Source organism: Tardiphaga sp. 862_B3_N4_1, assembly GCF_051811085.1.
In the GTDB taxonomy this organism is placed as follows: Bacteria; Pseudomonadota; Alphaproteobacteria; order Rhizobiales; family Xanthobacteraceae; genus Tardiphaga; species Tardiphaga robiniae.
Window position 1 is genome coordinate 759,642 of sequence record NZ_JBPWQB010000002.1, and the last position, 23,135, is coordinate 782,776.

18 protein-coding genes are annotated in these 23,135 nt (G+C 61.5%); 6 read left to right on the forward strand and 12 right to left on the reverse strand.

The window, feature by feature from the left end; all coding sequences use genetic code 11:
- Positions 1–47 precede the first annotated feature (47 nt).
- Complete coding sequence (locus AB8B02_RS20845; RefSeq protein ID WP_439065053.1) at positions 48–1,385, forward strand: amidase; 1,338 nt, start codon at positions 48–50, stop codon at positions 1,383–1,385.
- A gap of 169 nt (positions 1,386–1,554) precedes the next feature.
- Here the strand turns inward: AB8B02_RS20845 and AB8B02_RS20850 are convergent, their stop codons facing one another.
- The gene (locus AB8B02_RS20850) at positions 1,555–2,091 is read right to left on the reverse strand and encodes a cupin domain-containing protein (RefSeq protein WP_184512042.1); all 537 of its coding nucleotides are present in this window, start codon (positions 2,089–2,091) and stop codon (positions 1,555–1,557) included.
- Between the two features lie 165 nt (positions 2,092–2,256).
- Between AB8B02_RS20850 and AB8B02_RS20855 the strand changes: the two genes are divergently transcribed.
- From AB8B02_RS20855 to AB8B02_RS20865, 3 genes are all read left to right on the forward strand, one after another.
- Positions 2,257–2,472, forward strand: a complete 216-nt coding sequence (locus AB8B02_RS20855) for a CsbD family protein (protein WP_089265843.1) — start codon at positions 2,257–2,259, stop codon at positions 2,470–2,472.
- 241 nt (positions 2,473–2,713) lie between these two features.
- Positions 2,714–3,511: an oxygen-dependent tRNA uridine(34) hydroxylase TrhO gene (gene trhO / locus AB8B02_RS20860; RefSeq protein ID WP_439065054.1), complete on the forward strand. Its 798-nt coding sequence runs from the start codon at positions 2,714–2,716 to the stop codon at positions 3,509–3,511.
- Entirely contained in the window at positions 3,504–3,731 is a 228-nt protein-coding gene (locus AB8B02_RS20865) for a SlyX family protein (RefSeq protein ID WP_439065055.1), read from the forward strand. Before trhO ends, AB8B02_RS20865 begins: the two co-directional genes overlap by 8 nt.
- Before the next feature lie 162 nt (positions 3,732–3,893).
- Here the strand turns inward: AB8B02_RS20865 and AB8B02_RS20870 are convergent, their stop codons facing one another.
- A complete protein-coding gene (locus tag AB8B02_RS20870) occupies positions 3,894–5,432 on the reverse strand; it encodes a class I adenylate-forming enzyme family protein (RefSeq protein WP_439065056.1) in 1,539 nt (512 codons plus the stop codon).
- 148 nt (positions 5,433–5,580) lie between these two features.
- On the reverse strand, positions 5,581–6,186 hold the full coding sequence (locus tag AB8B02_RS20875; protein WP_184512045.1) for a nuclear transport factor 2 family protein: 606 nt from the start codon (positions 6,184–6,186) through the stop codon (positions 5,581–5,583).
- A gap of 83 nt (positions 6,187–6,269) precedes the next feature.
- Here AB8B02_RS20875 and AB8B02_RS20880 point away from each other — a divergent pair, with 83 nt between their 5' ends.
- Positions 6,270–8,369 carry a S9 family peptidase gene (locus AB8B02_RS20880; protein WP_439065057.1) on the forward strand — a complete coding sequence of 700 codons (2,100 nt, stop codon included), beginning with the start codon at positions 6,270–6,272 and terminating at the stop codon, positions 8,367–8,369.
- Between the two features lie 127 nt (positions 8,370–8,496).
- Here the strand turns inward: AB8B02_RS20880 and hemC are convergent, their stop codons facing one another.
- The 5 genes from hemC to AB8B02_RS20905 all read right to left on the reverse strand — a co-directional run bounded on the left by hemC (position 8,497) and on the right by AB8B02_RS20905 (position 13,161).
- Positions 8,497–9,480, reverse strand: a complete 984-nt coding sequence (gene hemC / locus AB8B02_RS20885) for a hydroxymethylbilane synthase (RefSeq protein ID WP_439065058.1) — start codon at positions 9,478–9,480, stop codon at positions 8,497–8,499.
- Between the two features lie 110 nt (positions 9,481–9,590).
- A complete protein-coding gene (gene mctP / locus AB8B02_RS20890; RefSeq protein WP_439065059.1) occupies positions 9,591–11,078 on the reverse strand; it encodes a monocarboxylate uptake permease MctP in 1,488 nt (495 codons plus the stop codon).
- Complete coding sequence (locus AB8B02_RS20895; protein WP_093757178.1) at positions 11,068–11,253, reverse strand: DUF3311 domain-containing protein; 186 nt, start codon at positions 11,251–11,253, stop codon at positions 11,068–11,070. Before AB8B02_RS20895 ends, mctP begins: the two co-directional genes overlap by 11 nt.
- A gap of 220 nt (positions 11,254–11,473) precedes the next feature.
- Positions 11,474–12,586, reverse strand: a complete 1,113-nt coding sequence (locus tag AB8B02_RS20900) for an NADH:flavin oxidoreductase/NADH oxidase (protein ID WP_439065060.1) — start codon at positions 12,584–12,586, stop codon at positions 11,474–11,476.
- Between the two features lie 260 nt (positions 12,587–12,846).
- Complete coding sequence (locus AB8B02_RS20905) at positions 12,847–13,161, reverse strand: hypothetical protein (RefSeq protein WP_089265834.1); 315 nt, start codon at positions 13,159–13,161, stop codon at positions 12,847–12,849.
- Positions 13,162–13,550: 389 nt separating this feature from the next.
- Between AB8B02_RS20905 and AB8B02_RS20910 the strand changes: the two genes are divergently transcribed.
- Positions 13,551–15,353 carry a carbamoyltransferase family protein gene (locus AB8B02_RS20910; RefSeq protein ID WP_439065061.1) on the forward strand — a complete coding sequence of 601 codons (1,803 nt, stop codon included), beginning with the start codon at positions 13,551–13,553 and terminating at the stop codon, positions 15,351–15,353.
- Between the two features lie 111 nt (positions 15,354–15,464).
- On the opposite strand, the gene AB8B02_RS20915 is transcribed toward AB8B02_RS20910, so the two are convergent.
- The 4 genes from AB8B02_RS20915 to AB8B02_RS20930 form a co-directional block, all read right to left on the reverse strand.
- The gene (locus tag AB8B02_RS20915; RefSeq protein WP_439065062.1) at positions 15,465–17,156 is read right to left on the reverse strand and encodes a methyl-accepting chemotaxis protein; all 1,692 of its coding nucleotides are present in this window, start codon (positions 17,154–17,156) and stop codon (positions 15,465–15,467) included.
- Between the two features lie 287 nt (positions 17,157–17,443).
- Complete coding sequence (locus AB8B02_RS20920) at positions 17,444–19,123, reverse strand: methyl-accepting chemotaxis protein (protein ID WP_439065063.1); 1,680 nt, start codon at positions 19,121–19,123, stop codon at positions 17,444–17,446.
- Between the two features lie 285 nt (positions 19,124–19,408).
- Entirely contained in the window at positions 19,409–21,100 is a 1,692-nt protein-coding gene (locus tag AB8B02_RS20925) for a methyl-accepting chemotaxis protein (RefSeq protein ID WP_439065064.1), read from the reverse strand.
- A gap of 54 nt (positions 21,101–21,154) precedes the next feature.
- Positions 21,155–22,915, reverse strand: coding sequence for a methyl-accepting chemotaxis protein (locus AB8B02_RS20930; RefSeq protein WP_439065065.1), 1,761 nt, complete (start codon positions 22,913–22,915; stop codon positions 21,155–21,157).
- Positions 22,916–23,135 lie beyond the last annotated feature (220 nt).

Genomic DNA, 23,135 nt, shown 5'->3' on the forward strand with positions numbered 1-23,135 from the left:
TTGCGCGCCTCTCGTGATCCCAGAAGAAACGTTCAGGACAACACGACATGACGAATGCAACCGCGCGCACTGCAACATCTGGCGCGGGGGTTCTGGACCTGCTGCGGCTGTTCAAGGGCAACACATCTGCGGCAGATCACTACGCATCGGAGCGGCTCGCACAGGCCACGGCTGCCGAGCCCATGCTGAAGGCCTTTGAGGTCCTCCCCACCGACACTGTGCGCAAGCCAGGGCCGCTCTCCGGCATTCCCGTCGCCGTCAAGGATATCATCGCCACCACCGACATGCCGACCACCAATGGCTCGGCCGTTTATGCCGATCACGTGCCATCGGCCGATGCATGGGTCGTCGAACGTCTGCGCAATCTCGGCGCCACCATCTTCGGCAAGACCGTCTCCACCGAATTCGCCTGGCGCCATCCCGGCCCGACCACCAATCCATGGAACAGCAAGCACACGCCGGGCGGTTCGTCCTCCGGCTCCGCAGCCTCCGTCGCTGCCGGTATCGTGCCACTGGCGCTGGGCACGCAGACGCTGGGCTCCATCGTCCGCCCCGCCGCCTTCAATGGCGTCGTCGGCTTCAAGCCGAGCTTCGGCGCTATCCCCCGCAGCGGCGCGCACCACCTCAGCCAGTCGCTCGACCACATCGGCTTCTTCGCGCGCAAGGTCGATGACGTCGCCTATGCGCTGTCACTGATCGCAGGCACCAGCGACAGCGATCCGCATGGCGCGTCGGTGCCGGGTTTCGAAATCTCCGTCGAGCGCGGTGTACCGCCGCTGCCGTCACCACGTCTCGCAGTGGTGCGCTTTGCCAAATTCGCCAAGGCCGAGAGCGAACAGCAACAGGTGTTCGAGGCCTCTGTCGCGCGACTGCGCAGCGCCGGCGCGTCGATCGAGGAACTTGAACTGCCCGAACTGGATCGCAGCAACTGGGACGCGATCAACATCATTCTGGCCGCCGAAGGGGCGGTGATCTTTGGCGATCTCGTCGCACGCTATCCTGACAAGACCAGCGATCACCTGAAGAAACTGGTGGAAACCGGCAGCGCCATCAGCGCGGCAGCCTATCTCAAGGCCAAGGCGTTGCAGACAAAGCTGCGCGCGGACTTCACCGCGCAGATGACGAATTACGATGCGGTGCTGACGCTGTCGGCCTATGGCGAAGCACCGGAAGGGCTGAGCTATACCGGCGATGCCGAATATTGCGCGCCATGGACCCTGATCGGCGTGCCCGCGCTGTCGCTGCCGGCCGGGTTCGGCAAGAACCATCTGCCGCTCGGCCTGCAGGTGGTCGGCCCCTATCTGAACGATCTGCGCACACTGCGCGTGGCAAAATGGATCGAGAGCGCGCTGGCGTTTTCGCCGGGACTGCCCGAGATCAAATAGCCTTCTTCCCTCGCCCCGCTTGCGGGGAGAGGGTGGCGCGGCAAGCGAAGCTTGTCGCGACGGGTGAGGGGGAGTCAGCGAGTGAAACACTGACTCCCCCTCACCCGCTTTCCATATGCTGCGCATGTGGAAAGCGACCTCTCCCCGCAAGCGGGGCGAGGTAAGATAACTATTTCTTCACCGCCCCATCGGGATGCGTAGGATCGACCCACAACACCGTCTCCGGCTTCTCCACCGGCTCGATATCGATATTGATGGCGACCGCTTCGCCGTCGCTGCGCACCAGCACGCATTCCAGCACTTCTTCAGCGCTGGCATTGATCTCCTGATGCGGCACGTACGGCGGCACGAAGATGAAATCGCCAGGACCGGCCTCCGCGGTAAACTGCAGGCGATCGCCCCAGCGCATCCGCGCCTTGCCCTTCACCACATAGATGACGCTTTCGAGATGGCCGTGGTGATGCGCTCCAGTCTTGGCATCCGGCTGGATCGACACGGTGCCGGCCCAGAGCTTCTGCGCACCGACGCGCGCGAAATTGATCGCGGCCGCGCGGTCCATACCTTTCGTCGAGGGCACGTTGGTATCGAGGTTGTCAGCCGGAATGACGCGAATGCCGTCGTGCTTCCAGCGATCCGGATCATGGTCGTGAGAATGATCATGCGCGTGATCGTGCGGATGAGTGTGATCGTGGCCGTGACCGGACATTTCAATGCCTTCTTGGGTTCCGAAGAAATGCTGCCACCGCATGCGGCATCACGCCCCCGGGAGTGAGGAACATTCAATTGAGCTGGCAATTGTCTCTGCGAAGCTCAAGCAGCGCGTATCGAGAATGGTCTCGGAACTGCGTCTGCTACATGACAGGAGTATCCCATGGGTGCCACCGCAGACAAGATCAAGGGAACCGCAAACGAAGCCATCGGCAAGGCCAAGCAGGGCATCGGTGAAGCGACCGGCTCTGACCGCCTGCAGGGCGAAGGCCTCATCCAGGAAGGCAAGGGCCACGCGCAGAAGGCCGTCGGCGATGCCAAGCAGGCTGCCAAGGACGCCGCCGACAAGGCGTCGGATTTTGCGAACCGCAAACTTTAACCAATTCCAACCGGCGGAGTTTTGACTCCTCCGTCGGTCGCAGGTGGCGCTGCAAAAGAAGCCGGTCCCGTAAGGGGCCGGTTTTTTGCGTTCTGGCACTACGCGTTGCGCTGGTTTCGCCGGGTATGACATAGGTCAATACCTGCGCAGGGGGGGCATCCGGCCCAAAGCCCTGATGGCAACGATATTTCGGCCAGTTCCCGGACTTCCCCCTCGCGGGTCCGGCTGGTAAACCCCCGCCATGTTCAAGGTCGCCGCCCTCTATCAATTCGCCGCGCTGCCGGATTTTCGGCAATTGCGCGAGCCGCTGCGCGCACTCTGCGTCAATCTCGGCATCAAAGGCTCGATCCTGCTCGCCGACGAGGGCATCAACGGCACCGTGGCCGGGACAGACGCCGCCATCGACGCACTGGTGCGCGAACTTGAGACCGGCGTGATGTTCAGCGACCGGCTGAACCATCTCGAGCTGAAATTCTCCCGCGCCAGCCTGATGCCGTTCCTGCACATGAAGGTGCGGTTGAAAAAGGAGATCGTCACCCTCGGCGATCCCCAGACCGATCCGACCAAGACGGTTGGCACCTACGTCGACGCCGCCGACTGGAACGATCTCATCGCCAACGAGAACACGCTGGTGCTCGATACGCGCAACGCGTTCGAAGTGGCGATGGGCACGTTCGAGGGCGCGGTCGATCCGGAGATCGCAAGCTTCGGCCAGTTCAAGGATTTCGTCGCACGCACGCTCGATCCCGAGAAGCACAAGAAGATCGCGATGTTCTGCACCGGCGGCATCCGCTGCGAGAAAGCGAGCTCGTATCTGTTGTCGCGCGGCTTCGCCGACGTCTATCACCTCAAGGGTGGCATCCTGAAATATCTCGAGGAGATCCCTGAGGTCGAGAGCCGCTGGCGCGGCGAATGCTTCGTGTTCGACCAGCGCGTCGCACTCGGCCATGGCCTTGTCGAGAGCCAGTCGATCAAGCCTGACTTGCCGATCAATTCGGAAGATTTTGCGATGCTGCGGAAGAGCGCATCCGATGAGTGAGACCGCAAACGACCTGACAGGCTTGCGCGAACGTATCGACGCACTCGAAGCCCGCATCGCCTATCAGGACGACACAATCGAAACGCTGAATGCGACGATCACCGCTCAGTGGAAACAGATCGACATGCTGACGCGGCAGGTCGCCACGCTCGGCGAGCGGCTGCAGGAGGCCGAAAGCAACAGCGGTGCGCCGCGGAATGAACCTCCGCCGCATTATTGAGGCGGCGATCCCAAACTCAGCCGTCGTCCCCGCGGAGGCGGGGACCCATACACGCCGAAGAGTTAGAAAAGACGCTGTGGCTATAACTCTGCCGCTTGAACCATACTGACCGTGGTTATGGGTCCCCGCCTCCGCGGGGACGACACCTGATAGGCCAGTGCTCTAAACCGACAAATCCGCCGCCAGCTTGCGGTCTCGCAACTCGCGCTTCAGCACCTTGCCGATGGCGCTGCGCGGCAACACATCGACCAGCACGACATCGTTGAGTCGCTGGAACTTGCCGACACGCTCATTCGTCCAAGCCTTCAGTCCCGGCGCATCGACCGAGGCACCCGCCTTCATCACCACGAAGGCGACCGGTGTCTCACCCCACTCTTCCGACGGCATGGCCACGACAGCGGCTTCGAGCACGTCGTCGTGTTTCGTCAGCACGGCTTCGAGATCGCTCGGATAGATGTTGAAACCGCCAGAAATGATCATGTCCTTCTTGCGGTCCATCAGCTGCAGAAAGCCGTCTTCGTCAAAGCGCCCGACATCGCCGGTGCGGACATAGCGCTTTCCGGAAGCGTCGTGCCAGAACGTCTCGGCGGTCTTGCCGGGCTGGTTGAGATAGCCCTGCATGATGACGGGCGAATGCCCGACCACTTCGCCAATTTCGCCTTGGGCAACGAAATTGCCGTCCTCGTCAATCAGGCGGATCTCATGATCTGGCGCTGGCTGGCCGACGGTGTGCAACTTGGTCGGATGTTCATGCGCCAGCAGCACGCAGGTGCCGCCACCCTCGGTCATCCCGTAATATTCGGTCAGCCCGCCCGGCCAGCGTTTCAACACATCGGCCTTCAGCGCGCCGCCGAATGGCGCCGAGGTTGAGAACTTCATCACAAAAGACCTGAGATCGAAACTGTCGAAATCTTCAACGGCCATGATGCGGCGATACTGCACCGGCACCAGCATCGCATGGGTCGCACGATGCTTCGCGCTCAGTTCAAGAAAACCCCGCGCATCGAACTTCTTCATCAGCACCAGGGTGCCGCCACCGGCGAGTGTCGGATTGAAACAGACCAGCGTGGTGTTGGAATAGAGCGGCGTCGACAGCACGGTGACCGCATCCGGCCCGTAGCCGAGCGGATCGAGCTGGCCATATTGCCGCCAGCGCATCCAATAGGTGTGGATGATGCCCTTCGGCGTACCGGTCGTGCCCGAGGAATAGATGATATTGAAGACCCATTCCGGATCAATCGTCACCGGCGCTGGCGTCGCACCTTCCGGCGCCAGCCATTGCACAAACGGCTTGCCGGCCTTGCCGCCGTCGAGCGCGACGCGCTGGATGGAGGGATCGATCGTAGCCTCCGCGAAGGAGGCGGCCGTCGCGTCGTCCATGAACAGGATTTTTGCGGCCGCATCCTTCACCATCGCGGCGAAATCCGGGGGTGTCGATGACGGCGCCAGCGGCGCCACCGCCACACCGACGCGCAACGCACCAAGAAACACCGCTGCATATTCGATCGACGACAGCGCACAGATGGAGATCGCGTCGCGCGGCTTGAGGCCACTGGCCTGCAGTGATGCAGCGATACGGTCGATCAGTGCGTCGAATACGGCGTAGTCGATCTGGCGATCAGCATCGATCACGGCGATCTTGGTCGGCTTGGATGCGGCGGTGTTACGGACCAGTGCATCGAGGGTGATGAAGTCGGGCATGTTGTTTCTCCCAGTCTTTTTGTTCTTTATCAACTATCCACGTCATTGCGAGGAGCGGAGCGACGAAGCAATCCAGAAAGCGACAAGGAAAGACTGGATTGCTTCGTCGCCAAGAGGCTCCTCGCAATGAGGGCTGAGGGTAAGGCGGCTACCGATCCAGCTTTTCGCCGTTCAGCCATTTCTTCCCGCTGGCATAAAGCGCCTCCACCGCGTCGCCGCGCAGCCCCGGCATATCCGGCTTGATCTGATAACCGATCTGGCTCTGCAGATAAGCGAGATGGCGATAGCCCTCGGGGAAGCTCGCGAGCAGATCCGCATCGAGCTTCAGCGGCGCGCCGGGCACGACGGGATCCATGCGGTCCTTTTCATAAATCGGCTGCCGCAGCACCATGCCCCATTTGCCGTCACGCTTTTCGAGGAAATCATAGAAGCGTCCAGTCAGCATCACGTCGACATTGACGCCGTGTACCAGCGCGCGCTGGGCAATGGTCATCTTGGTCTGCGAAATTGCGCGGTTGCCAGCGAGATCGATCGATTGCGCGCCGAGGAAATGCATGATCGAGACGCCCTTGGCCCAGCCGGCCTTGCTCATGGCAATGAACTCGTCGGCGGTGCCCTGGGTCCAGGTGGCCACCATGCGGCCATCGTCGAACCAGACGGTGCGGAAGCGGTCCCAATCGCCGGCATCGCGCCAGACCACCCAGTTTTCAATGAGATCGCGGATGGCAAGGCGGTCGATAATCTCTATATCCATGGAATATCCAATATGCGGAGCAGGCGCCGATGCGCGCGTGTTCCGTAATCATATCCGATCAGGCTTCCGCGAAAAGAGCGTTCATGACAAAGCAGACATCCTCCATGCCCGCGCCGGTTGCGCCGCGTCATCCGCATTCCTTCACGACCCATGGCATCACCGTCAGCGATGACTATGCCTGGCTGAAGGATGCCAAATGGCAGGAGGTGTTGCGCGATCCCAGCGTGCTGGAGCCGGAGATCCGCACCTATCTTGAGGCCGAGAACGCCTATACCGAGAGCCTGCTCGGCGGCACGGCGGCGCTGCAGACCAAGTTGGTTGCGGAAATGCGCGGCCGCATCAAGGAAGACGATTCCAGCGTCCCGTCGCCGGATGGCCCTTATGCTTATTTGCGGAAATTCCGCGAGGGCGGCCAGCATGAATTATTCGGCCGCATGCCGCGGGATGGCGGCGAGGCCGCCATCATTCTCGATGGCGACAGGCTTGCCGCCGACCACAAATATTTCAAGTTCGGCGGCGCCCGCCATTCACCCGATCATGCGCTGGAAGCCTGGAGTGCCGACGTCAAGGGCTCGGAATATTTCACCATCCGCGTGCGTGACTGGGCCACTGGCAGCGATCTCGACGACGTGGTCGAGGCGACCGATGGCGGCGTGGTGTGGACGCTCGACTGCAAGTCCTTCTTCTATGTGAAGCTCGACGACAACCATCGCCCGATGCAGGTCTGGCTGCACAAGCTCGGCACCAAACAGGCCGACGACAGGCTGATCTTCGAGGAGCAGGATTCCGGCTGGTTCACCCACATCCATGAAAGCGCCAGCGGCCGCTTCTGCGTCATCGCCGGCGGCGATCATGAAACGTCCGAGCAGCAATTGATTGATCTCAACACGCCAGACGCGCCGCCGCGCCTCGTGGCGAAACGCGAAGATGGCGTGCAGTATTCGCTGGCCGATCGCGGCGACGAGCTGTTCATCCTGACCAATGCCGATGGCGCCATCGACTTCAAGATCGTCACCGCACCGCTGGCTTCGCCCGCGCGCGCCAACTGGACGGACCTGATCCCATATCGCGAGGGCATCTATGTCCTCGACATGGATCTCACTGCCGGCCATCTCGTCCGTCTGGAGCGTGCCAATGCGCTGCCGTCGATCGTGATTCGCGATCTCACCACCAAGGACGAACACGCCATCGCCTTCGACGAAGCCGCCTATTCGCTCGACACCATGGGCGGCTACGAATTCGATACGACCACGCTTCGCTTTGCCTATTCCTCGATGACGACGCCGTCGGAAGTCTATGATTACGACATGGCGACGCGCGAACGGACGTTGCGCAAGCGTCAGGAGATCCCGTCCGGCCACAACCCCGCTGACTATCTCACCACGCGCATCATGGCCAAGGCCCATGACGGCGCCGAAGTCCCGGTGTCGATCCTGCATCGCAAGGACCTGGCACGGGACGGCAAGGCGCCGCTGCTGCTCTATGGCTATGGTTCCTACGGCATGGCGATGCCGGCGTCGTTCTCCGCCAACCGGCTGTCGCTGGTCGATCGCGGCTTCGTCTATGCCATCGCACATATCCGCGGCGGCGCCGACAAGGGCTGGGGCTGGTATCTCGACGGCAAGCGCGACAAGAAGACGAACTCGTTCGACGATTTCGCCGCGGCTGCGCGCGCGCTGATCGACGCGAAATACACTTCGGAGAAGCGCATCGTCGGCCATGGCGGCAGCGCCGGCGGCATGCTGATGGGCGCCGTCGCCAATCGCTCCGGCGAGCTATTCTCCGGCATCGTTGCCGAAGTGCCATTCGTCGATGTGCTCAACACCATGCTCGACGACACGCTGCCGCTGACGCCGCCGGAATGGCCCGAATGGGGCAACCCGATCGAGAGCGAAGCCGACTTCAAGACCATCCTGTCCTACTCGCCCTATGACCAGGTCGCGGCGAAAGCCTATCCGAAGATCCTGGCGATGGGTGGCCTCACCGATCCACGCGTCACCTATTGGGAGCCGGCGAAATGGATCGCACGGCTGCGCGCGACGATGACGGGTGGCGGGCCGGTGCTGCTGCGGACGAATATGGGCGCCGGTCACGGTGGCGCGTCCGGGCGTTTCAACCGGCTGGATGAGATCGCGATCGTCTATGCGTTCGCACTGTGGTCGGTGGGGATGGCGGAGAGCTAGTCGCCACACACTCCGTCATGGCCGGGCCTGACCCGGCCATCCAACTTCACTGTCGTACATCAAAGGATGGATGCCCGGGTCAAGCCCGGGCATGACGTGGAGAGGGCAAAGTGTCGTATCGAACGGCCTAGTGCTCCGGCCGATTGGCCTCGATCAGCGCGCCGGCGCCCTTGTCGAGCAGCTCCAGCCCGACAGCCCGCCCCAGCTCGCGCGGACGATCCGCCGGCCCTATGCGCGTCACCTCAATGAACTGCCCGCCAGCTTCATCCAGCACCGATGCGGTCAGCGACATCTCGTGCCCTGAGATCACCGAATAGCCGGCGATCGGCGAATTGCAGTGGCCGTTCAGCACCCAAAGCACCTCGCGCTCGGCATCGCAGGACAGATGCGCCGCAGGGTCGTCGATCAGTGACAGATGACGCCGCGAGGCCCAATCATGCGCCGCACATTCGACTGCGACGATGCCCTGCCCCACGGCCGGCAACATTTCCTGCGGCGTGAAATCACGTGCGATGCGGCTCGCTAATCCAACACGCTCGAGGCCTGAACGCGCCATGATCAGCGCGTCGGCGGGGCCGACCTCGTCACCATCAGGCAGCCGCTGCATCTCGCCATTGTCGAGTTTGCGCACGCGCGTATCGGCAGCACCACGGAAGTGGATCACCTCGATCTCGGGAAATAGCCGCCGAATATAGGCCGCGCGGCGCACGGCGTTGGTGCCGATTTTGAAGCCTTTGCCATGCGTGCGCTTGAGATCGTCGAGGCTAACGCCTTCGCGCAGCACCAGTGCATCGGTCGGCGGATCGCGCACCAGCGTGGCGCCGATCACGAGACCCGGCGTGTCTTCATTGCCGGGCATGTCCTTTAGCGAATGCATCGCCGCATGCAGCGTACCCTTGAGCACGGCCGCGCGAATTTCGCCGACGAAAGCGCCGCCCTTGCCGCCATGCTTCAGGAGATTGCTGGTCTGGTCACGGTCGCCGACCGGCTCGAATTTCACGATCTCGACGGCCAGTTCCGGCGCGACAACCGCAAGCCGGCGCGCGATCTCTTCGGTCTGGGCCAGCGCCATGGTGCTTTTGCGCGTGCCGATGCGCATCGTTTCAGTCACTCAGGCAAGCTCCATCCGGCGGTCCCGCACAGGGATGGCGGGCATTCGCGCGGACAATAAAGCCAGCGCGCCCCGGAAACAATGCGCGCGCGGGCTTTACAGCGAGGCCTTTAAGTGCTCGCCGCCTCGGCCGTTGCCACCGGCTTCGGCACCACGAGATTGACCAGCATTGCGACCACGATATTCGCGACCAAGGCAATCAGCCCGACATAAACCGTCGCCTGGAAGCTGCCAATCGACAGCAAGTGCAGCGGCTTGAGGCCGTCCGTCCACGCCAGATATGTGCCGCCAAACAGGCCGACGACCCAGCCGGCCAGCAAGGCCGGTGCGGTGAACCAGCGGGTGAACAGGCCGAAGATCAAGGCCGGCAGCGTCTGCAGGATCCACAGGCCTCCGAGAAGCTGCAGGTCGAGCGCGAACTGCGTCGGCAGATAGATGATGACCAGCAGCGCGCCGACCTTCACCACCAGCGACGCGATCTTGGCAACGGCTGCTTCACCCGCCGTATCGACCTGCGGATTGACATAGGCCTTCCAGAAATTGCGGGTAAAGAGATTGGCAGCACCAATGCTCATCACCGCTGCCGGGACCAGCGCGCCGATGGCAATCGCCGCAAAAGCGAAGCCTGCGAACCAGCTCGGAAACAGCGTCTGGAACAGCGCCGGTACCACGTCATTATTGCTGGCGAGCTTCAACTTGGCGGCGTGGCCCATATAGCCGAGCAGCGCCAGCAGGCCGAGCATCAGTGTATAGGCCGGTAACAGTACGGCGTTCTTGCGGATGGTCGTGGCGCTCTTGCTGGCGAAGATACCGGTCAGCGTATGCGGATACATGAAGGCCGCGAGCGCCGAACCAAGTGCCAGCGTGGCATAGGCGACATACTGGCTGGGCTGCAGCAGGATACTGCCCGAGCCCTTGGCCTTGAATGCCTGATCGGCGGCGTCGAACACTGCGGCATAGCCGCCGAGCTTGCCGGGGATCACTGACACTGCCGCGATGACGGCGATATAGATCATGATGTCCTTGACGAAAGCGATCAATGCCGGCGCGCGCAGGCCCGAAGAGTAGGTGTAGAGCGCGAGCACGACAAAGGCCGCGATCAGCGGCAATTCGCCTTCGAAGCCAAGCGCCTTCACAGCCGTGGCCATACCGATCAGCTGCAGCGCGATATAGGGCATGGTGGCGACGACACCGGTGATGGCGACTGCTGCTTCCAGCATGCGTGAACCATAGCGGCCATGCACAACGTCGGCGGCAGTGACATGGCCGTTGTCCTTGGCGACCTGCCACAGCCTCGGCATCACCATGAACACGATGGGATAGACCAGGATCGTGTAAGGCAGCGCGAAGAAGCCGTAAGCACCGACCGAATAGACCAGTGCCGGCACGGCAATCACCGTATAGGCGGTATAGAAATCGCCGCCGACCAGAAACCAGGTTATCCAGGTGCCGAACTGGCGGCCACCAAGGCCCCATTCGTCGAGACTGGCCAGCGTTTTCGGGCGGCGCCACTTCGAGGCGACGAAGCCCATCACGGTGACGAGCGCGAAGAAGAACAGAAAGACCGCAACGGCGGGAATATCGAGCTCAGTCTTCATTGGCGTAAGTCCGGTAAGCGAGCCAAGTCAGAAAGGCGGTCATCGGCACCCAGGCGAGCTGGTACCAGTAGAAGAACGGAAAGCCGAACAGCACCGGATCATGAAAATTGTAGAACGGGACCCAGAGCAGGCCGACGAAGGGGATCAGCAGAAGCCATAAGAAATGGCGGGCCATGGCGCGGCTCCTCTCGATAGGCGGGCAGCGCCGGATGCCACGATTATTTTACGGCGCAGAATTTTGCGCTGTGTAGGTGCGACATTCTGTCATGTAAACACGATGCTGCCGCAGGGCTGCCATTCGCGGAGTGGACGCGCCGCAACGACAAACACCCACACATCGCATCGGGCTTGCGGGACAATGTGTGGGTGTTGAAAGTGAGGCGCCTTGAAGTGGTTTAGCGCCCGCCGAACGTCGTATCGCCGAACAACGCCTTTTGCGTCGATGGCTGCGAGCGCCAGTATTGTGGCGGCGCCTGCACCTGACCGCCAAGCTGCGCCGCCGCGTGCCACGGCCAGCGCGGATCGTAGAGAATGCCACGTGCGATGGCGACCAGATCGGCCTTGCCGGAGGCCACGATGTCTTCAGCCTGTTGCACTTCGGTGATCAACCCCACCGCAATCGTCGGCAGTCCCGTCGCCGCTTTCACGGCTTCGGCGAACGGCACCTGATAACCCGGCCCGAGCGCGATCTTCTGCTGCGGCGAGACACCGCCGGACGAAACATCCATCCAGTCGACACCGCGCTTCTTCAGCTCACTGGCGAAGACGATGGTCTGCTCGATATCCCAGCCGCCCTCGACCCAGTCCGAGGCCGATACGCGAACGCCCACAGGCTTGTGCGCGGGAAAAGCCGCGCGTACCGCGTCGAACACTTCGAGTGGAAACCGGATCCGGTTCTCCAGGGAGCCGCCATAATTGTCGGTGCGCTGGTTGGAAATCGGCGACAGGAATTCGTGCAGCAGATAGCCGTGCGCCGCGTGGATCTCGAGCGCATCGATGCCGAGCCGCTCGGCGCGTTTCGCCGTGGCCACGAAGGCATCGCGGATGCGCTTGAGGCCGGCAACGTCGATCTCCTGCGGCGCCAGTTCGCCGGGTTTCTGCGGAATGGCCGAGGGCGCCTGGGCGACCCAGCCGCCTTTGTCGAGCGGGACCTGCTGGCCGCCATCCCATGGGGCGTGGCTCGACGCCTTACGGCCCGCATGGGCGATCTGCATGCCAACGGCAATGTTCGAATGCTTGCGGATTGCCGCTAGCACCGGCTTCAACGCGGCTTCGGTCGCGTCATTATAGAGGCCGAGATCGCCGGGTGTGATGCGGCCGATGGCTTCCACGGCGGTCGCTTCGATCACCAGCATGGCGGCGCCCGACAGGGCCATATTGCCGAGATGGATCATGTGCCAGTCGGTGGCCCGGCCATCTTCGGCAGAATACTGGCACATCGGTGCAATGACGATACGGTTTGGCAGCGTGAGGTCGCGCAGCTTGAAGGGAGAGAACAGGGCGCTCATGAAGGTTCCAGGGTGGGAGGACCGAATTGCCATGCGCGGGCGCGCAAGCTTGCCATGCCGACATTGGAATTTGGATGAGAAAACACAAGATGGCATGCCAAAAGCGACCTCAGCATTGTGCAAGGAGGGTAGCTTTCGACAAATCATTCCCGAAAGAGAGGCCCGTTTCCTGGAGAAAGGCGAGCCTGGAAAGCAAAAGGCGCCCCGGTTACCCGGCGCGCCTCTCTATCTCGTTCATTCAGCGCCGTAGCGCTTATGACTTAGTACGGGCAGACCACCCGGCCCCAGCGACGGCTGAAATAGCAGCCCGGCGCCACAAAGCGCGGTCCACCGTAGAAGCCATAGCCGCGACCATAGCCACGACCGCCGCCACGATAGAAGCCGCCACCGCGTCCACGGCCCCAACCGCCGCCGCCACGACCGCGACCACCGCCACGGGCCTCGGCCGAGGTGCTGCTCGTGGTGAGCAACACCGTGGATGCGCCGATCAGACCAACACAGTAGACAGACACAAGCGCCATCGCTGCCAGGCAGCGGGTCACGATATTATGGCGCGTCGTTTTGGTTTGAGCCATTCTTAGGAACTCCCATTCTGCAGAAGCACGGCTTTAGAATGCTTCCGGCCTCGAATCGTTCAGTGAGCAATTCTTGATTCACACAGGTGCTGAAACCAGAATAGTAATATGGCCATCACAAGGCGTGCACGCACGAACAACTTTACAATAGGGTCAAGCTCGAACGCCGGTCAAGTTGCCGGCAACGCTGTCACTACGAACGAATGCGCACCTTCACGCGTCACCTCGCTTTTGACCTCCTGCGTTCATCTTCTCTTCATATTGCCTCGCACTATGCTGATCGCCGCACCTCGCAACTGCGAATATGCGGTCAGCCCCACCCGCCGCGTCTGCATTAGCAGCTCGATCCCATCATTCGTCCCTTCCCGCGAATTGTCAGAAGCTGATTCATGTCCAAACCCAGCTACATCCTCGGTCTCAACACCTACGATCACGACGTCAGCGCCTGCCTGCTGCGCAACGGCGCGCTGGCCTATGCGATCGAGAAGGAGCGGATTACCCGCGAGAAACACGCGACGGGGTTCTACAAGGAAGTGATCGACTACGTCCTCGACGCCGAAGGCATCACGCTGGGCGACGTCGACCTGGTGGTGAGCAATTGCTACATCCTGCCAGTTCCGGAGATGGAAGACCGCCTGATCTATCAGGACATGCCGGGCTTCCTGCCCGAATATGAACGGCAGGACGCCAGCGTCCATCCGCTGTTTCGGGCGCGCACCGGCAAGGTCAAAACGATCTCGCATCATCTGGCGCACGCCTATAGCGCGTTTGCCGTCTGCCCCTTCGAAGAGGGGGCGATCATGATCGTCGACGGCGTCGGCAGCTATCGCTCCGATGTGATGGAGGTCTATCCCGGCGACGAGCCGGGCTCGAAGCTCGCCCGGGAATCCGAGAGCTACTACACGTTCAAGGGCACGCAGCTCGATTGCCTCAAGAAAGTCTGGATGGAGCCGGACCGCGGCTTCCTCAGCGATGAATTCTACAACATGCCAGGCCTCGGGGCGCTTTATAGCCGGGCCTCGACCTATGTGTTCGGCGACTGGAACAAATGCGGCGAGCTGATGGGGCTGGCGCCCTATGGCCGCCGCGACCAGGTCAAGCCGCTGATGGATGTCACCGACAATGTCCTCAGCGTGCCGCGCTGGACCCCCGAATACAACCAGCCCTATATCGCCGACAGCGACGGCAAGTGGGACACCCATCCGTCCATGCGGCACTGGGAGGATCTCGCCTGGCGCGTGCAGGACGACACCGAGAAGGTGCTGCTCGCCCGCGCGCGCTGGCTGCGCGAAACGACCGGCGCAAAGAACCTCTGCATCGCCGGCGGCGTCGCGCTCAATTGCGTCGCTAATGGCCGCATCGCCCGCGAAGCCGGCTTCGAAAATGTCTGGATCCAGCCCGCTGCCGGCGACAACGGCATCGCCATCGGCTGCGCCTATTACGGCCTGCTGGAGGTACAGAAGCAGCCGCGCTCCTATGTGATGACGCATTCCTACACGGGAAAGACTTACACCGATCGCGACGTCGAGACAGCGACCCAGCGCACACTCGTCAAGGCGCAGACCAGCGCGGTGCGCAGCGACAATATCTGCCGCGATACGGCCAAGCTGCTCGCCGACCAGAAAGTGATCGGCTGGTTTCAGGGTCGCTCGGAATACGGCCCCCGCGCGCTCGGCAATCGCAGCATCATCGCCGATCCGCGCCGACCGGAGATGAAGGACATCCTTAATTCACGCGTGAAACATCGTCAGCCGTTCCGGCCATTCGCGCCGATTGTGCTCGCCGAGCGCGCCAGAGAGATTTTCGAAGGCGATCAGGATTCGCCGTTTATGCTGATCGCCGCCCCGGTGCGCCCCGAATGGCGCGAGAAGATTCCGGCCATTGTGCACATCGATGGAACGGCGCGCATCCAGACCGTCACGGAAGACACCAATCCGGTGCTCTATCGGCTGCTGAAGGAATTCGATGCGCTCACCGGCGTGCCGGTGCTGCTCAACACGTCGTTCAACGTGAAGGGCGAGCCGATCGTCGAGACTCCGCGCGACGCCATGGCGTGTTTCATCAATACCGGCATCGACCACCTGATCCTGCACGATACGCTGGTGTCGAAGACATCGGCGCATCGTTTCGTCGCCCCGCTGGTGCGCACCTATATGGATATCGCGGGGCTGGTGTCGGCGAGTACGAGATAGAACGCTCGACATCCGCAGGGCGGGCAAAAGCGCAGCGTGCCCGCCACCATCATCGAAAGCGCTGCGGTGGGCACGGCGCAAGAGCGCCTTTGCCCACCCTACAAGCCATGATCAGGCCGCCCGCACCGCGTTCAGGAACTTGCTGACTTCATCCTTCAGTCGCGTGCTGTCCGAGGACAGTGATTGCGCCGCAGCGAGAACCTGAGTCGAGGCAGATCCAGTCTCCGTTGCACCACGCTGCACATCAACGATGTTCGACGAGACCTGCATCGTGCCCTGCGCCGCCTGCTGGACATTACGCGAAATCTCCTGCGTCGCGGCGCCCTGCTCTTCCACCGCGGAAGCGATGGTCGAGGCGATCTCGGACATGCGGCCGATGGTGTCGCCGATTTCCTTGATGGCGCCGACCGACTCATGCGTCGCCGCTTGAATACCGGAAATCTGCGTCGAGATCTCGCCGGTCGCCTTGGCGGTCTGCTCGGCCAGCGCTTTCACCTCGGAGGCCACGACTGCGAAACCACGGCCGGCTTCACCAGCACGCGCGGCCTCGATGGTCGCGTTCAACGCCAGCAAATTGGTCTGACCAGCAATGTTATTGATGAGCTCGACCACATCGCCGATGCGCGACGCGGCGCTCGCGAGCTCGCTGACGCGATCGTTGGTGCGGCGCGCCTGATCGACCGCCTGATTGGCGATGCTCGCCGATTCCTGCACCTGTCGGCTGATCTCGTTGACCGACGAGGCCATTTCTTCGGTTGCCGATGCCACTGACTGCACATTGGCGGATGCCTCTTCGGAGGCTGCGGCAACCGTCGTGGTCAATTCCTGCGAGCGCTCCGCCGTGGCGGTCAGCGTACCTGCCGAGGCTTCCAGTTCGGTCGATGCCGACGACACCGTCTCGACGATCTCACCGATCATCGATTCGAAGTTGCGGGTGATGCTGTCGACGCGGCGACCGCGCTCGATCTTGGCTTCTGCATCGGCCGCTGCGGCTTCATCCGCCGCGCGCTTGTCGATCAGCGCCTGTTTGAACACCTGCAGCGTATCACCCATGGTGCCGATCTCGGTCTTCATGCCCTGATGGGGCACGACAGCCGTCAGATCGCCGGCGCCGAGCGCCTGCATCGGCTTGACGATCGAAGCGATGCCACTCGACACGTCTTTCACCAGATAGATGCCGACGCCGATCCCGAGGATTGCCGATGCACCGAGCATGATCGCAAGTAACATGAAGGCTGTCTCGTAGTTGTCTTCGGCGCTCTTGCCGGCTGCATCCGCGCCGGCTTTATTCAGCGCGATATCCTTGTCGAGCAGGTCGTCCGCCTTCTTGCCGATCGGCAACACCTTGCTCTCGTTCAGATCCTGCGGTTCGTTCGGAATCTTGCCGACGCTGGCGCGCGAAAGCGCTAGAACTTCCTGGACACCATTCATGTAGAGGCTCCACTGCTGCGCCCATTGCGTATACAGCGCGCGCTCCTCAGGCGAGGTGATCAGCTTCTCATAGGTCGCACGGATCTTCATGTTATCCGCGTCGGTATTGATCAGGCGCTTCTCGGCCGATGCCTTCGCTTCCAGTGTCGCAGCGAGCATATGGAGGCGCACGATATTGCGGTAGACATTTACGCCTGCACGAAGCTCCCCCAGTGAACGGACGCTCGGCAGCCAGCTCTTCTGGATTTCCGATGCTTCGCCGTAGATGGCGCGCATCTTGGTGACAGCCAGAACGCCCATGCCACCCATGGCAATCAATAAGAAGGAAATGACAATGGTGATCTTGGTGCGAATGGAAATCTTGGCGAGCATGAAACCGTATTCCTTCGGTATTCTACCGTTGGTCAGCAATGGCAGAGCTTGATTTTTATGATCGCGCCTCGCGCGAGGTTTGGCAGCAATTACCAGTCGAGCACAGATTGAAAAGAACGGTCTGAGCTCGCGCGAAAGAGAGTGGCGAGATAAAGTTAAAAAGCAGTGCAGCACGAACTGCGTTATTGCATAATCCCGATGCGATAGCGTTGCCTGCGACAGATCATGCAATCCACAAAATAGCCGACGCTCACGCGCCGGCTTTCTTGATCATGCTGTATTGAAATTCAGGCTGCCCGCACCGCGTTCAGGAACTTGCTGACTTCATCCTTCAATCGCGTACTGTCCGAGGACAGTGATTGCGCCGCAGCGAGAACCTGGGTCGAGGCAGATCCAGTCTCTGTTGCACCACGCTGCACATCAACGATGTTCGACGAGACCTGCATCGTGCCCTGTGCCGCCTGCTGAACATTGCGAGAAATCTCCTGCGTCGCCGCGCCCTGCTCTTCCACCGCCGATGCGATGGTCGAGGCAATCTCGGACATCCGCCCGATCGTGTCTCCGATCTCCTTGATAGCGCCAACCGATTCCTGGGTCGCCGCCTGGATACCGGAGATCTGCGTCGAGATCTCGCCAGTCGCCTTGGCAGTCTGCTCAGCGAGTGCCTTCACCTCGGAGGCAACGACGGCGAAGCCGCGACCGGCTTCGCCGGCACGCGCCGCTTCGATGGTGGCGTTGAGCGCCAGCAAGTTCGTCTGGCCTGCGATGTTGTTGATCAGCTCGACCACATCGCCGATGCGCGACGCAGCGCTGGCGAGCTCGCCGACGCGATCATTGGTCTTGCGTGCCTGATCGACCGCCTGCCCTGCGATCGCAGCCGACTCCTGCACCTGTCGGCTGATCTCGTTGACCGACGAGGCCATTTCTTCGGTTGCCGATGCCACTGACTGAACATTGGTAGATGCTTCTTCGGAGGCTGCGGCAACCGTCGTGGTCAATTCCTGCGAACGTTCCGCCGTGGCGGTCAGCGTACCTGCCGAGGCTTCCAGTTCGGTCGATGCCGACGACACCGTCTCCACGATCTCGCCGATCATCGATTCGAAGTTGCGGGTGATGCTGTCGACGCGGCGACCGCGCTCGATCTTGGCTTCTGCATCGGCCGCCGCGGCTTCATCCGCCGCGCGCTTGTCGATCAGCGCCTGTTTGAATACCTGAAGCGAATCCGCCATCGTACCGATTTCGGTTTTCTCGCCCTGATGCGGAACATTTGCTGTCAGATCTCCTGTGCCAAGCGCCTGCATCGGCAGCACGATCGACGTAATGCCGGCGGAGACATCGCGCACCAGCAAGATAGCCGCACCGATGCCGACAACAATCGCAAACAAGAGCGAACCGATCACCATCTTGATGGCGACCCCAAAGCTGTCCGTCGCCAGTTCTCCGGCTGTCAAAGCTCCCTTGTTGTTGAGCTCGACATCCTTCTGCAGGGCTTCGTCCGCTTTGAAGCCAATCTGGTTGACCTTCACGTTCATATCTCGCGCTTCATCACGAGCGTTCTTGCGCGACAACGCAAGAACCGGCTGCAACGCCGCTATGTATTCGCTCCAGAGCTTGTTGAATTCGCTATACATCGCGCGCTCCTCGGGCGACGAAATCATCGGCTCATAGCTCTTGCGCGCCTTGTCGAGCATCTCAGCGTAACGCACCAGCGTGTCGTCCTGGACCTTCGTATCTGCGGCATCGGTCACAAGCAGATGCCCACGAACCACCGAACGATAGCTGATCGTTGCAGCGCGGACTTCACCCAGAGCGCGCACGCTCGGCAGCCAGCTCGTGACGATGTCGGATGTCGCTCCGTTGATGGTGTACATCTGCTTGATGGCCAGCGCGCCCATTGCTGACATGGCGAGCAGCAGGAACGAGACGACAAGAGTGATCTTGGTGCGGATGGACAGGCTGGCAAACATAGGTGATGGTCCCTCGGTTTTTGACCGTTGGCGCGCAACTGCACGAATGGCATTTTCTGGGTTTGAAGACACGGCATGCATTGGAGCTGCCGGCCGAGCGTCGATAGCTTTCAACGATCTCGTGATCGAGATTGTCCGGATAAAGTTAAGGAGCAGTGCATCATGACTGCTTCTCGTGCATGGCTTCTTGAGCGAACGTAGCGCTCGCGCATAACAACACTATCGCGCAAAAAAGCCGACGCTCACGCGCCGGCTTTTTACGCTGTACACTTGTGTTCAAGCCCGTCAGGCAGCGCGCACCGAGTTCAAGAACTTGCCGACTTCATTCTTGAGACGTGTGCTGTCCGATGACAACGACCGCGCGGCCGAAAGCACTTGCGACGACGCAGAGCCGGTCTCGGACGCTCCGCGCTGCACATCGGTGATGTTCGACGAGACCTGCATGGTACCCTGTGCCGCCTGCTGGACGTTACGCGAAATCTCCTGCGTTGCGGCGCCCTGCTCTTCCACCGCCGATGCGATGGTCGAGGCAATCTCGGACATCCGGCCGATGGTGTCGCCGATCTCCTTGATGGCGCCAACCGATTCCTGCGTCGCCGCCTGGATACCGGAGATCTGCGTCGAGATCTCGCCAGTCGCCTTGGCAGTCTGCTCGGCCAATGCCTTTACTTCGGAAGCCACGACCGCGAAGCCCCGGCCCGCTTCACCGGCACGCGCCGCCTCGATGGTTGCGTTGAGCGCGAGCAGGTTTGTCTGGCCGGCGATATTGTTGATGAGCTCGACAACGTCCCCAATGCGGGACGCAGCGCTGGCGAGTTCGCTGACGCGATCGTTGGTGCGCCGCGCTTGGTCGACCGCCTGATTGGCGATGCTCGCCGACTCCTGCACCTGTCGGCTGATCTCGTTGACCGACGAGGCCATTTCTTCAGTGGCCGATGCCACCGACTGGACGTTGGTGGAGGCTTCTTCGGACGCTGCCGCCACTGTAGTGGCTAGGTCCTGGGAACGTTCGGCCGTCGCGGTCAGCGTGCTTGCGGAGGCCTCGAGTTCGGTCGATGCCGACGATACGGTCTCCACGATCTCGCCAATCATCGATTCGAATTCGCGGGTGATGTTGTCAACGCGGCGACCACGCTCGATCTTGGCTTCGGCGTCGGCAGAGGCAGCTTCATCCGCCGCGCGCTTGTCGATCAGCGCCTGTTTGAACACCTGAAGCGTGTCGGCCATCGCGCCGATCTCGGTCTTTTCGCCCTGATGCGCCACATGCGCCGTGAGATCGCCGGCGCTCAGCGCCTGCATCGGTTGCACGATCGAAGCGATACCCGACGACACGTCCTTGACCAGATAAATGCCGACACCGATGCCGATGACCGCCGTCGCTGCAATGATCGCGATGACTGTCATCAGCGCCGAACCATAGCTCTCATCGGCCTTCTGTCCCGATGCTGCCGCACCCTTGTCGTTGAATTCGATGGCCTTGCGCAGGGCAAAATCGGCTTTGGATCCCAGCGGATTGATCACATTCAGATTGAGCTCATGGGCTTCCTGACTGCTTTTGCCGAGATTCTTGCGATCGAGCACAAAGATTTCCTGGCTGCGTGATACGTAGTTGTCCCACTCCTTGCTCCAGTCGTTGAAGATTGCGCGCTCTTCGGGGCTCGATACCAACTTGTCATAGGCAGTCCGCTCATCGGTGGCCCGCTTGACGATGGTGTCGATACCAGCCTCGGTCTTCTGCATCTGGTCAGCATTGGCTGCGAGGATGTGCGCGCGCACCAGATTGCGATAATCGATGGTCGTCGCCCGCAGCCCGCCGAGCACACGGACGCTTGGAAGCCAGTTCTTCTGGATGTCCGACGCATTGGCGTTAATTGTCTGCATCTTGCTGACAGCAAGCGCCCCCATCCCCGTCATTGCGATTAACAGAAAAGCGATAACGATGGTGATCTTGGCTTTGATAGAGATGTTCGAGAGCATGGCTGGACGTCCTGTTATCGCTCGATAGAATGATCAGTTCTGATCCCGCATGGCCTAGGCCGCGCGAACAGAGTTGAGGAACCGCGCGACTTCGACCTTTAGCCGCGCGCCGTCCGACGACAGCGACTGTGCTGCCGAAAGAACCTGCGACGAGGCCGACCCGGTCTCGCTGGCGCCGCGCTGCACATCCGTAATGTTGGACGAGACCTGCTGGGTGCCATGCGCGGCTTGCTGCACGTTGCGGGAAATCTCCTGGGTGGCGGCTCCCTGCTCTTCGACGGCCGAAGCAATCGTGGACGAAATTTCCGACATCCGGCCGATGGTGACGCCGATCTCGCGGATGGCACTGACCGATTCGTCTGTGGCGGACTGGATGCTGCCGATCTGCGTGCTGATCTCGCCGGTCGCCTTGGCGGTCTGTTCCGCGAGCGTCTTCACCTCGGCCGCCACCACGGCGAAGCCACGGCCCGCTTCACCGGCGCGGGCGGCTTCGATGGTCGCATTGAGCGCCAGAAGGTTAGTCTGCCCCGCGATGCTATTGATCAGCTCGACCACGTCGCCGATACGGCTGGCCGCCTTGGATAGCTCGCCGACACGGTCGTTGGTCTTCTGGGCCTGCTGTACCGCCTCGCTGGCGATACGCGCAGATTCCTGAACCTGGCGGCTGATCTCGTTCACGGATGACGCCATTTCCTCGGTCGCCGATGCCACGGATTGTACGTTCGTCGAGGCCTCTTCCGAAGCGGCTGCCACCATGGTGGTCAAATGCTGCGAACGTTCGGCAGACGACGTCAGCGTGCCCGCCGACGCTTCGAGTTCAGTCGATGCCGACGACACTGTTTCGACGATCTCGCCGACTGCGCTCTCAAAATCGTTTGCCAGCGTGATCATCTCGCGCTTGCGCTGCTCGGCGGCGATCTGCTCTTGCTGCTTTTGAGCGTCCGCTTCGGCGCGGGCGCGCTCCTGCGCCTTGACCTTGAACTTCTCCACGGCGCCAGCGACGTCGCCGATCTCGTCCTTGCGGCCCAGGCCCGGCAACACCACACCGAAATTACCCTCGGCGAGTTCTTCCATCGAACGGCTCAGCGCGCGCATCGGACGCCCGATGGTGAACACCGAGAACACGCAGGTCCCGATCAGCATCAGGGCGACCACACCACCGAGAATCAGCGAGTCTCGCTCGGTCGCAGCGGCCTCGTTCGCCGCAGCATTCGTCTGCTGCTCGACGTTCTCCTTAGCCAGATTGACGATCGTATCGGCCAGCTTGTCGAGTTCTGCACTCATGGGTAGCAGCACGTCGGTGCGGAGCTTCACGATCTCCGCACCCAGTGCAGTGATGCGCGTGGAGGCATCCGCAGACAATTCGCCAGCTTCGTTGCGCGTCGCCTGCAGATTCAAGATATCTGTGCGGATTACACCGATCTTGTCGCCGCCCTTACCGAGGGTCGTCATCATGTCGAGGAATTTGCCGATGCGTTCGCGCTCGTCCGGTGCGGTCGCAAGCTTGAGCATCTGAGCCGAAAATTTAAGGCCGGCGGTAGTACGCGCCGTGAAATAGTCGGCGGCCTTCTGGACATCGGCCACTTTCGTTGCCCCGAGGAAGTCACGCACGCCGATCTGCATGCCGCGAAACGAGGCCTTGGCCTCGGCAGCGTTCTGCGCAATGCCCTGATAGACGCCGGCCGTCTGATATGACTGGCGAACGCCTGCGCTTCCCATCGTCTGCATATAGATCATGACACCGAGGAGAATGATGCCGAGCCCGGACGCAATCGCGAGCTTCGTGCCGATACGCAGATTCTGGATGAAGGCCATGACAGTTCCTGGGAATGAAGCGGCAGAAAAATGAGTCGGGTCGTCCTTCGCCGGACGGAGTCCGGCGTCGCGTGAAATGGTCGAATGCTAAGCGGTTGTCATTTTTGGCGCAGCCCGGCGGCAATCCGACGGGCACGCGAAGCTTGGCGTGAGCCGATCCTGAACGAGAAGCGTCATCGGCTCATATGAGCGGGCGATACGTTCGATGATCGATCAAATC

What these genes read in the sequence shown, in the direction of transcription:
- AB8B02_RS20880 (WP_439065057.1), top strand. Translation starts at nt 6,270, where the DNA reads ATGACAAAGCAGACATCCTCCATGCCCGCGCCGGTTGCGCCGCGTCAT.
- AB8B02_RS20850 (WP_184512042.1), bottom strand. Translation starts at nt 2,091, where the DNA reads ATGTCCGGTCACGGCCACGATCACACTCATCCGCACGATCACGCGCAT.
- AB8B02_RS20910 (WP_439065061.1), top strand. Translation starts at nt 13,551, where the DNA reads ATGTCCAAACCCAGCTACATCCTCGGTCTCAACACCTACGATCACGAC.
- AB8B02_RS20895 (WP_093757178.1), bottom strand. Translation starts at nt 11,253, where the DNA reads ATGGCCCGCCATTTCTTATGGCTTCTGCTGATCCCCTTCGTCGGCCTG.
- AB8B02_RS20930 (WP_439065065.1), bottom strand. Translation starts at nt 22,915, where the DNA reads ATGGCCTTCATCCAGAATCTGCGTATCGGCACGAAGCTCGCGATTGCG.
- AB8B02_RS20875 (WP_184512045.1), bottom strand. Translation starts at nt 6,186, where the DNA reads ATGGATATAGAGATTATCGACCGCCTTGCCATCCGCGATCTCATTGAA.
- AB8B02_RS20855 (WP_089265843.1), top strand. Translation starts at nt 2,257, where the DNA reads ATGGGTGCCACCGCAGACAAGATCAAGGGAACCGCAAACGAAGCCATC.
- AB8B02_RS20870 (WP_439065056.1), bottom strand. Translation starts at nt 5,432, where the DNA reads ATGCCCGACTTCATCACCCTCGATGCACTGGTCCGTAACACCGCCGCA.
- AB8B02_RS20865 (WP_439065055.1), top strand. Translation starts at nt 3,504, where the DNA reads ATGAGTGAGACCGCAAACGACCTGACAGGCTTGCGCGAACGTATCGAC.
- AB8B02_RS20845 (WP_439065053.1), top strand. Translation starts at nt 48, where the DNA reads ATGACGAATGCAACCGCGCGCACTGCAACATCTGGCGCGGGGGTTCTG.
- AB8B02_RS20905 (WP_089265834.1), bottom strand. Translation starts at nt 13,161, where the DNA reads ATGGCTCAAACCAAAACGACGCGCCATAATATCGTGACCCGCTGCCTG.
- AB8B02_RS20900 (WP_439065060.1), bottom strand. Translation starts at nt 12,586, where the DNA reads ATGAGCGCCCTGTTCTCTCCCTTCAAGCTGCGCGACCTCACGCTGCCA.
- mctP (WP_439065059.1), bottom strand. Translation starts at nt 11,078, where the DNA reads ATGAAGACTGAGCTCGATATTCCCGCCGTTGCGGTCTTTCTGTTCTTC.
- trhO (WP_439065054.1), top strand. Translation starts at nt 2,714, where the DNA reads ATGTTCAAGGTCGCCGCCCTCTATCAATTCGCCGCGCTGCCGGATTTT.
- AB8B02_RS20920 (WP_439065063.1), bottom strand. Translation starts at nt 19,123, where the DNA reads ATGTTTGCCAGCCTGTCCATCCGCACCAAGATCACTCTTGTCGTCTCG.
- AB8B02_RS20925 (WP_439065064.1), bottom strand. Translation starts at nt 21,100, where the DNA reads ATGCTCTCGAACATCTCTATCAAAGCCAAGATCACCATCGTTATCGCT.
- AB8B02_RS20915 (WP_439065062.1), bottom strand. Translation starts at nt 17,156, where the DNA reads ATGCTCGCCAAGATTTCCATTCGCACCAAGATCACCATTGTCATTTCC.